Source organism: Clostridioides sp. ZZV15-6388, from assembly GCF_020657755.1.
Taxonomy (GTDB): domain Bacteria; phylum Bacillota; class Clostridia; order Peptostreptococcales; family Peptostreptococcaceae; genus Clostridioides.
Map to the genome: position 1 here is coordinate 1 of NZ_JAGWCU010000062.1, position 7,500 is coordinate 7,500.

Genomic DNA, 7,500 nt, shown 5'->3' on the forward strand with positions numbered 1-7,500 from the left:
TAATAAAATTAAATATAATTAAATTGGCATTGTAGAACATTTTAGTATTTGTAAATATATAAAATCGTAATGCTAAAAGTATTAAAATTAATATAAGTATAATTTCAATTTTTATCTTAGAAAAGAAAGTAATAATGTTTTCTAAGAGTTTAACTTTCTTTTGGCTATTTTTTTTATATAATATAAGAAATAATACAGATAATAAACAACTTGCTAATGTAATACCTTCACAAATAAACTTTAAATTTGCTTTTGGTAAGGACAAAGGCGTACCAAAATAATAGAAATAAGGTATAACCTCCTCATTATAGAAATAATTATACTGATTAATATCAATAAAGTTATTATTTAAATCGTATATTGTTTCAAATAATGTAGAAAAGGAGAGAAATAATAGTAATAATAAAATAAATTTTGCTCTTGAATCATTAATAATTAAGTTTTTCAATTTTGTAACCAATTCCCCACACCACCTTTAAATATTTTGGTTCTTTTGAGTTTACTTCAATCTTTTCTCTAATTCTTCTAATATGAACAGCAACAGTTCTTTCACAGCTATAAGCATCTTCATTCCAAACTTTTTCATAAATCTCATGAGAGGAGAATATTTTTCCTTTTCGTGATAGGAGAAGAGCAAGTATTTTATACTCAAGAGGTGTCATTTTAACTTCTTCACCATCTAAAGAAACTATTTTTGTATCTGTATTTAGCTCAAGACCTCCACTTTTTAAAATATAATTAGTATCGTTTGAGTTATTTGCATTACTAAAGTCTCCTAAGTTTATATATCTTCTAAGTTGAGATTTTACTCGTGCAGTAAGTTCTAGTGGATTAAATGGTTTAGTTATGTAGTCATCAGCGCCCATATTAAGACCTATAATTTTATCCATATCTTGTGATTTTGCAGATAGAAGGATTATAGGAATATTCTTTTTTTCTCTTATTTTGAGTGTAGTTTTAAGACCATCTAAATTAGGCATCATTACATCCATTATTATTAATTTAATATCATTTTCAATTAATATATCCAAAGCTTCTAAGCCATCGTATGCTTTTAAAACATTAAGATTATCAGGTCTTAAATAGAATTCTATAGCATCTACTATTTCTTTATCGTCATCTACGACCAATATATTTTGATTCACTTTATTATTCCCCCTCGAAATTTTATTTTTAATCAATCTTTATTTTATACTAAAAATTGGTTTCAGAAAATAGTAAGTATATTAACTGATTAGCTCTAAAAATATATTAACAAATATAAATAACAAAGGAGTTTCATAATTATTAAGAATTTATAACAAATATTTATTTTAAAATAAATATTTGTTATAAATTAGGGGTGTGGAGTATAGAAGGAACATTTTTATCATTTAATAATTTATCAAAAGACTTGTGGTCAGATTTATAACCAATACCTTCTCTGCATTCTGATTCATCAATAAGTTTGTATTGTTCACACGCATTTTTTACTTTTTCATAATCCTCAATAGAATGAGCTTTATAAACTATCTTGTTGTTAAAACTTATTTCATGAGCAAACTTAGGTTTTACAAAGTATTTGGCATCTTTGATTTGACCAGAGTTATACAGACCTTGAATGACAGAGCCATTTTTTATATGTTGTAAATGGTCATCTAACTTATAAGTATGTGCTATATGGGTTACACTTTTAAATTTTTTTTCAAAAGTAATTGCAATTTCTTCCATAGAGTTAAAATTAGTAGTACCATTTACATTTTTTTCTGGCAATATTATTATATTTTCTCTTTTTACTCCTAGATTATTAAGAGAAGCTAAGAATTCTCTATTTCTATATTCTGATTTTTGGCTATCTGTAAGAGTTTCATATTTTTTATATCTATCGAAAACAGATATACCACATCCAGTAGATACTAAAACCACAAATACATGATTTTTTCCTCTTTCTTTTACAGCGTTTACAATAGCACTGCCAGCCCACAATACTTCATCATCTTGATGTTGAACATAGAAAACAACATAATCTTTAAATTTTCTATGACTATAATTAATATAGCTATTAAAACCTGTTAAAATAAAGCATAAAACTAAAATGATAGATAAAATTCCATACTTATTTATAGTAAACTTCTTGTTTTTAAGAGTCATTTAATCATCTCCTGAAAAGCTGTCTTAGTTATATTATCAATCAAAGTATTAAAAATTATTTCTTAAAAAGTAAAAATTATAGAGTAGATTAATGGAATAAATTTTTTTTGTGCTAAAGTAAAATTAAAAAATTTTATATATAAGTAAGAAAAAAGAAGGGATGGTTTAGATGGTTGATATCTTTTTTTATATCTTCTATCTGCATCATTTTAGACAAGTGATTAACCCTTTTTCATTGCTTTAATTTAGTACGGTGTTAAGTATTTAAACTAAATTCAAAGGCGCAAATTTAGTATTATTAACGCCTTTGAAAATTTAGACACTGTTATAATTTTGTTTGTTTATATTCGTTTATATAGTATACTAGTAAAATAGTATTAACATTAATTACACAACGATTTTAATTGTGCTTTTAAGAATAATGTTATATTTTTAAATATAGTTCTTTTATCAAGATCATTTACATATATATCTTCAATACATGAATTTACAATAAATTCCTCACATAAATCCACTTCTATGCCTAACTTAGGATTATATCTATAACCATTTATTGTAACTATTGGTTTTCCAGGTGGTGAAATAACTATTCCTTCTTCATATGTCAAGCATTCAAATTTGGCATATGGAATTATATATGCTAAAAATGGTACTTCATAATGTGCAGAATGAACTGATTGTTCATCTACTAGAGCAGTATATACTATTTTCTGTTTTAATAAACCATTCACTATTAGCTTTCTTCCATTTAAGCATGTTCCTTCAGCATTTTGTAGTATTGTAAATGCACTAGTATTTTCACAATCAATTGGTATTCTACTTAAACTTTCAACAAGTATAATTAATACACCATTTTCTCCAATTAAGATATCAAATGAAGGTGTAATGATATTATTAATTATTGTTTGTAAAGTTGTTATTAATGTTTCTATTAATGGTCCTTCAAGTGTACTAACTGTTTCAAATATATCATTGATAACATTTTGTATAGATTTTAGTAATCTTATTAAATCGTCTGCTCTGCATATTATAGAATTAAGAGATTCGCATACTATTCTTGCTATATCAGTTTGAATTGTATCTAACAAATTATTAATATCAAATAAAAGAGAATTTACAGATGGTTGAACTAAATCTAGTAATCTTTGTAGTTTAGCTAATAAAGGATTTATAATCTCGCCTAATCCAGGTATTAAAGGTATGGCATCCTTAATTGTTGATATTAAATCATTTATTCCACCAATCAATGTATTAATTGGTGTCTGTATATTTGTTTCTAGAAACCCATCTAATATAATTTCTATTCTATTCAATATATCTAAGCTAATATATAAATTATATGATTTATATGCAAATGGAGTTTCTATAAGTTTTACTGAAGTAATTGTTGCACTTGCATAAACTTGATCTATATTTTCTATATCAGGTTTTAATCTTGGGATGGGAAGTATCTCAGGAATTGAAATCTCTGTCCAATTTAAGTTTTCCTTTTTACATCCATTCATATTTAATTTTGATACATCACATATACCTAAAGTTTTGATATTAAAGTCACATTCACAAGTTTTTTTATTACATCCCATTTTTATTCCTCCTCATTTTATTTAAATTACTTAACATATTTTTGATGCCTTTATAAAAATAGTTGTATTTTTAAAGACACTTCTTTCTGATAATACACATGCATATATATCCTCTATATATGCTGTTATCTTAAATTGTTGGTATAGTGGTGTATTTTTGTCTATTATTATAAATACTGAAAATGGTATATTAAAATGTGCAGAATGAACTGATTGTTCATCTAGCGCTGCTGTATAGATTATTTTTTGTCTTAGTAGTCCTTCTATTATTAATTTTCTTCCTGTCAAATTTGTACATTCTCCATTTGGTATAGTTTCTCCTGGTATAGAGTTTCCATTACATGAGATGTATCCGTTTACCAAAGGTGTTTTTATTACTCTTTGAGATATTATATCTACACAAGAATGTACCTCTACTATATCTTCTATATTTGGCTTTTGTGATGGTATATCTACTGTTTCTGATACAAAAAACTCTGTCCATTTGTTTTTATCTTCAGGACAAGGGCATTGTAAAACTTTTTCTATTTTTGATTCTGGATAGACACCAACAATATTTAATATCTTATCATCACAACCGCATTTATCATGGAATTGATAAGATGTGCCATTTGTATAATTAGAATTTAACATTTCCTCTACTCCTTATTTTTATAATTTTATAATGTATTTCTTGGTATTGCATATAATAATAATGTTGTATATTTCGATATAGTTCTTGCATCTAATAGGCTTACAGACAAATCTTCTATACACGCATTTACTTGATAATCTACATCAAGTGAGTCTAATTTCATTAATTGTGTAGCATTATTAAAAGTAATTTTATGTGGTATAACTATATAGCTTGAAAATGGTACATAAAAATGTGCAGAATGAACTGGTTGAGATTTTTCATCAGCTGTATAAGATATTTTTTGACACAATTCACCCTCAACAATAATTTTTCTTCCTGTAGAGATTTTTCCTTCTAAGTTTGGTATAAAATCACAATTAGCATCTAAAGGTGATATAGGTGTCTTCACTACTTTTGTTCTCAATATATTCACTGATACATTAACTGAGTTTATTTGTTCAATATCTGGTTTTTGTATTGGGATATTTAAGGTTTCTGGTATATACATCTGAAACCAATAAGGATATTGACTTATAACCTGTGTAACATCGTCTGTGTCACATAAACCACTTACATCAATTAAATCCATATTACAAGCACATGCATTACTATTCATATTTATCTCTCCTTATATAATTTATTGAAAGTTTTTAGCTCTCAATATAATTTATTTAATTTTCGACTTTTTGTTACATATTTTTGAATATTTTTATTTTTTTAGATTTTTTATAACAATATATGATTCTATATCATATATAAAATGTATATAGAAACTTCAATCTCTATATAATTATAAAATTAAGGAGATATTTATATGAATGAAAGTATTTTAAAAACTGGAATTACCCCCTTAGAAAATTATCCAGATAACAAATGTATGAAATACTATAAAGAATTTATAGAAGATGATATACTATGTGTTCCAACACAAAAACCAGATATAGAATGTATTAATGAAGTAAGTGTAAAGATATGCATAGAAGATAAGGAGATTATTAACACTATACTAGGGCCAAAATTAATTATAAAAGGATTTAAAAATATTAAAATTATATATACTGGAGATAATTGTCAGCAGTCTCTTCATTCTGCACATTGGAGTATACCATTTTGTCAATTTATCTTGTTAAAAGATTTGAGATATGATAAATGTGAGAATATTATAGAAACAATTTTTATTGGAATAGAGAATATTTGTGTAAAACACTTTGATTGTAGAATGATTGATTTATCACTATTATTTGTAATTTGTCCACAACTTCATAATTGTAATAATTGTAAATGCTGTAGAAGTTATTGTATGCATAATCCAAATTTATGCTATTATGATAATGATACCTGTTCAGATAGTTGTAATAATGTTACACCATGTAAATATAGTCTTGGTGATAAATATAATAGCAAAATGAGATACAAATAAATATTTAAATAAGAGACAATAAGTATATTTACATATATTTATTGTCTTTTTATTCAATTAAAGTCAGTTTTTATAAGATAGAATAAAAGAATCATTATAAGTAAATATATAATAAATTAATATAATATAGTATTATTAAATTTTATAATTATTACGATTTGAGTTAAAATATTGGAACAATTTATATATCAGTAAATTCAAGGTAAGAAAAAAAGACCTCAATTACATATAAAAATAAGGTCTTTTTATGGGTTTTAAAAAAAGTAAAAATATTATAGATTTTTACTTATACAAAAGAAGCTATCTCCTATAGATTTTTAAATCCATTGAAGTAACTTCTTCTGTATTATAGTTTGCATCTTATTATAAAGTATTTCAAATAGCCAAAAAATTATATTATTTGTATTATTTTATATATTTAGCTATCAAAATATATTAGATTAAAATAATATACTCTATTATACTTAACATAGTTTTTTAAAGCTTTTGTTTTTTATAAAAATAAAATTTTTAGTAGTTTCTATTGCATTTTTTTGTATAGCATTGTTTTTTGTACTTATCAAAACATTCTTGTATATTATCTTCATAGTTGTTTATATAAGGTGAGTTTTCATAATAAACATTATAATAGTCACATCCATGATGTTCATCATGTTTACATTTTTTTGAACCACATTTTATAAATGCAATGGCCAATTTAATTAGTTCATCAATTAACTCCTCTATTTGATCCAATTCTTTTTCTAAATCACAAATTAGACAATCACAGAAAGAAGATCTTACATCTTTTTCATCATTGCATGAAATACAATCACTACAGAATATTAATAGTATAATTATTTTAGCTATAATAGATATTATTAAAAGTATAATTTGTACTAATAAGCAAAATAATTTTCCTACTAAAAATTCACATTTATCATTACAGTTTATTTGTCTTATAGCTTCAGCTAAACACTCAGATAATCTAAAAGCTCTTTTTAATTCTTCTCTAAGTTTGCAATTTTTTACATAGTTAGAATCTATTAGAGATTCTAATTCTTCGGAAAGTTCATTTAATATGCCATTATCTAAATTGAAATTTAAATCTTTTTGAAAATCCAATTTAACTTTTGCATCAGATAAATCATAACTTTCACCAACTAAAAAATATTTTATTATTCTCCATATTTGACAAGGTGTTAAATAAGCTCTTGTATTTGTATTTAAATATTCTTCTTTTGTCAATCCAATTACTAATTTCATTAAATCACTAGAACATGATTCTAAATTATTCTTATAATATTCTAAACTCTTTGTATTATCCATTCTTTACCACTCCTATATATTTATTAGGATAAATTCAATATCCTAATATATATATATGACTTGGGTACATTTATGATACAAATAAAAACAAAATTTTACATTAATATATATAAAAATACTATTTTTACTTGAATTATATAATTTTTTTATATTTTGTGTAAATATATGAATGAACATGTGAAAGAACTTTTATGTAATAGAGGTATAATAAGAGTATTGGATTCTATAAGTAGATTAAAAGAATTTTTACATAAACTAAAAAATCGTCCTGATAGCAATCAAGACGATTTTAATGAATAAATCATTACTTAAATTATTTTGAATTTGAAACTTCGATCTAGACTAATAGATTGTAGTTTATTTTTTGTTTTTAATACAGATTCACATCTTTATCATATTGTACTTTAATAAAAAATAAAACTTCGAATGCTAGAAATATATTT

General features: G+C 24.2%; 8 protein-coding genes. 2 read left to right on the plus strand and 6 right to left on the minus strand.

The genetic code is table 11. The annotated features are described in order from the left end of the window. Nucleotides 1-428: 428 nt before the first annotated feature. The 5 genes from KGF48_RS19495 to KGF48_RS19515 all read right to left on the minus strand — a co-directional run bounded on the left by KGF48_RS19495 (nt 429) and on the right by KGF48_RS19515 (nt 4,945). Nucleotides 429-1,145, minus strand: a complete 717-nt coding sequence (locus tag KGF48_RS19495; RefSeq protein WP_227841003.1) for a response regulator transcription factor — start codon at nt 1,143-1,145, stop codon at nt 429-431. 184 nt (nt 1,146-1,329) lie between these two features. Next, complete coding sequence (locus KGF48_RS19500) at nt 1,330-2,130, minus strand: PIG-L family deacetylase (RefSeq protein WP_227841004.1); 801 nt, start codon at nt 2,128-2,130, stop codon at nt 1,330-1,332. A 383-nt stretch (nt 2,131-2,513) separates the two neighbouring features. Further along, nucleotides 2,514-3,713: a hypothetical protein gene (locus tag KGF48_RS19505; protein ID WP_227868484.1), complete on the minus strand. Its 1,200-nt coding sequence runs from the start codon at nt 3,711-3,713 to the stop codon at nt 2,514-2,516. A gap of 30 nt (nt 3,714-3,743) precedes the next feature. Continuing rightward, complete coding sequence (locus tag KGF48_RS19510) at nt 3,744-4,346, minus strand: DUF3794 domain-containing protein (protein WP_227830470.1); 603 nt, start codon at nt 4,344-4,346, stop codon at nt 3,744-3,746. 26 nt (nt 4,347-4,372) lie between these two features. After that, nucleotides 4,373-4,945 carry a DUF3794 domain-containing protein gene (locus KGF48_RS19515; protein WP_227841006.1) on the minus strand — a complete coding sequence of 191 codons (573 nt, stop codon included), beginning with the start codon at nt 4,943-4,945 and terminating at the stop codon, nt 4,373-4,375. 198 nt (nt 4,946-5,143) lie between these two features. Here KGF48_RS19515 and KGF48_RS19520 point away from each other — a divergent pair, with 198 nt between their 5' ends. Continuing rightward, nucleotides 5,144-5,749, plus strand: a complete 606-nt coding sequence (locus tag KGF48_RS19520; RefSeq protein WP_227868485.1) for a DUF3794 domain-containing protein — start codon at nt 5,144-5,146, stop codon at nt 5,747-5,749. Nucleotides 5,750-6,259: 510 nt separating this feature from the next. On the opposite strand, the gene KGF48_RS19525 is transcribed toward KGF48_RS19520, so the two are convergent. Next, nucleotides 6,260-7,057, minus strand: a complete 798-nt coding sequence (locus KGF48_RS19525; protein ID WP_227868486.1) for a hypothetical protein — start codon at nt 7,055-7,057, stop codon at nt 6,260-6,262. A 165-nt stretch (nt 7,058-7,222) separates the two neighbouring features. Here KGF48_RS19525 and KGF48_RS20465 point away from each other — a divergent pair, with 165 nt between their 5' ends. Further along, nucleotides 7,223-7,357, plus strand: a complete 135-nt coding sequence (locus KGF48_RS20465; protein WP_255640444.1) for a hypothetical protein — start codon at nt 7,223-7,225, stop codon at nt 7,355-7,357. Nucleotides 7,358-7,500: the final 143 nt, after the last annotated feature.

Coding starts and splice junctions, on each gene's coding strand:
- KGF48_RS19505 (WP_227868484.1), bottom strand. CDS start 3,713: ATGGGATGTAATAAAAAAACTTGTGAATGTGACTTTAATATCAAAACT.
- KGF48_RS19500 (WP_227841004.1), bottom strand. CDS start 2,130: ATGACTCTTAAAAACAAGAAGTTTACTATAAATAAGTATGGAATTTTA.
- KGF48_RS19515 (WP_227841006.1), bottom strand. CDS start 4,945: ATGAATAGTAATGCATGTGCTTGTAATATGGATTTAATTGATGTAAGT.
- KGF48_RS20465 (WP_255640444.1), top strand. CDS start 7,223: ATGAATGAACATGTGAAAGAACTTTTATGTAATAGAGGTATAATAAGA.
- KGF48_RS19520 (WP_227868485.1), top strand. CDS start 5,144: ATGAATGAAAGTATTTTAAAAACTGGAATTACCCCCTTAGAAAATTAT.
- KGF48_RS19510 (WP_227830470.1), bottom strand. CDS start 4,346: ATGTTAAATTCTAATTATACAAATGGCACATCTTATCAATTCCATGAT.
- KGF48_RS19525 (WP_227868486.1), bottom strand. CDS start 7,057: ATGGATAATACAAAGAGTTTAGAATATTATAAGAATAATTTAGAATCA.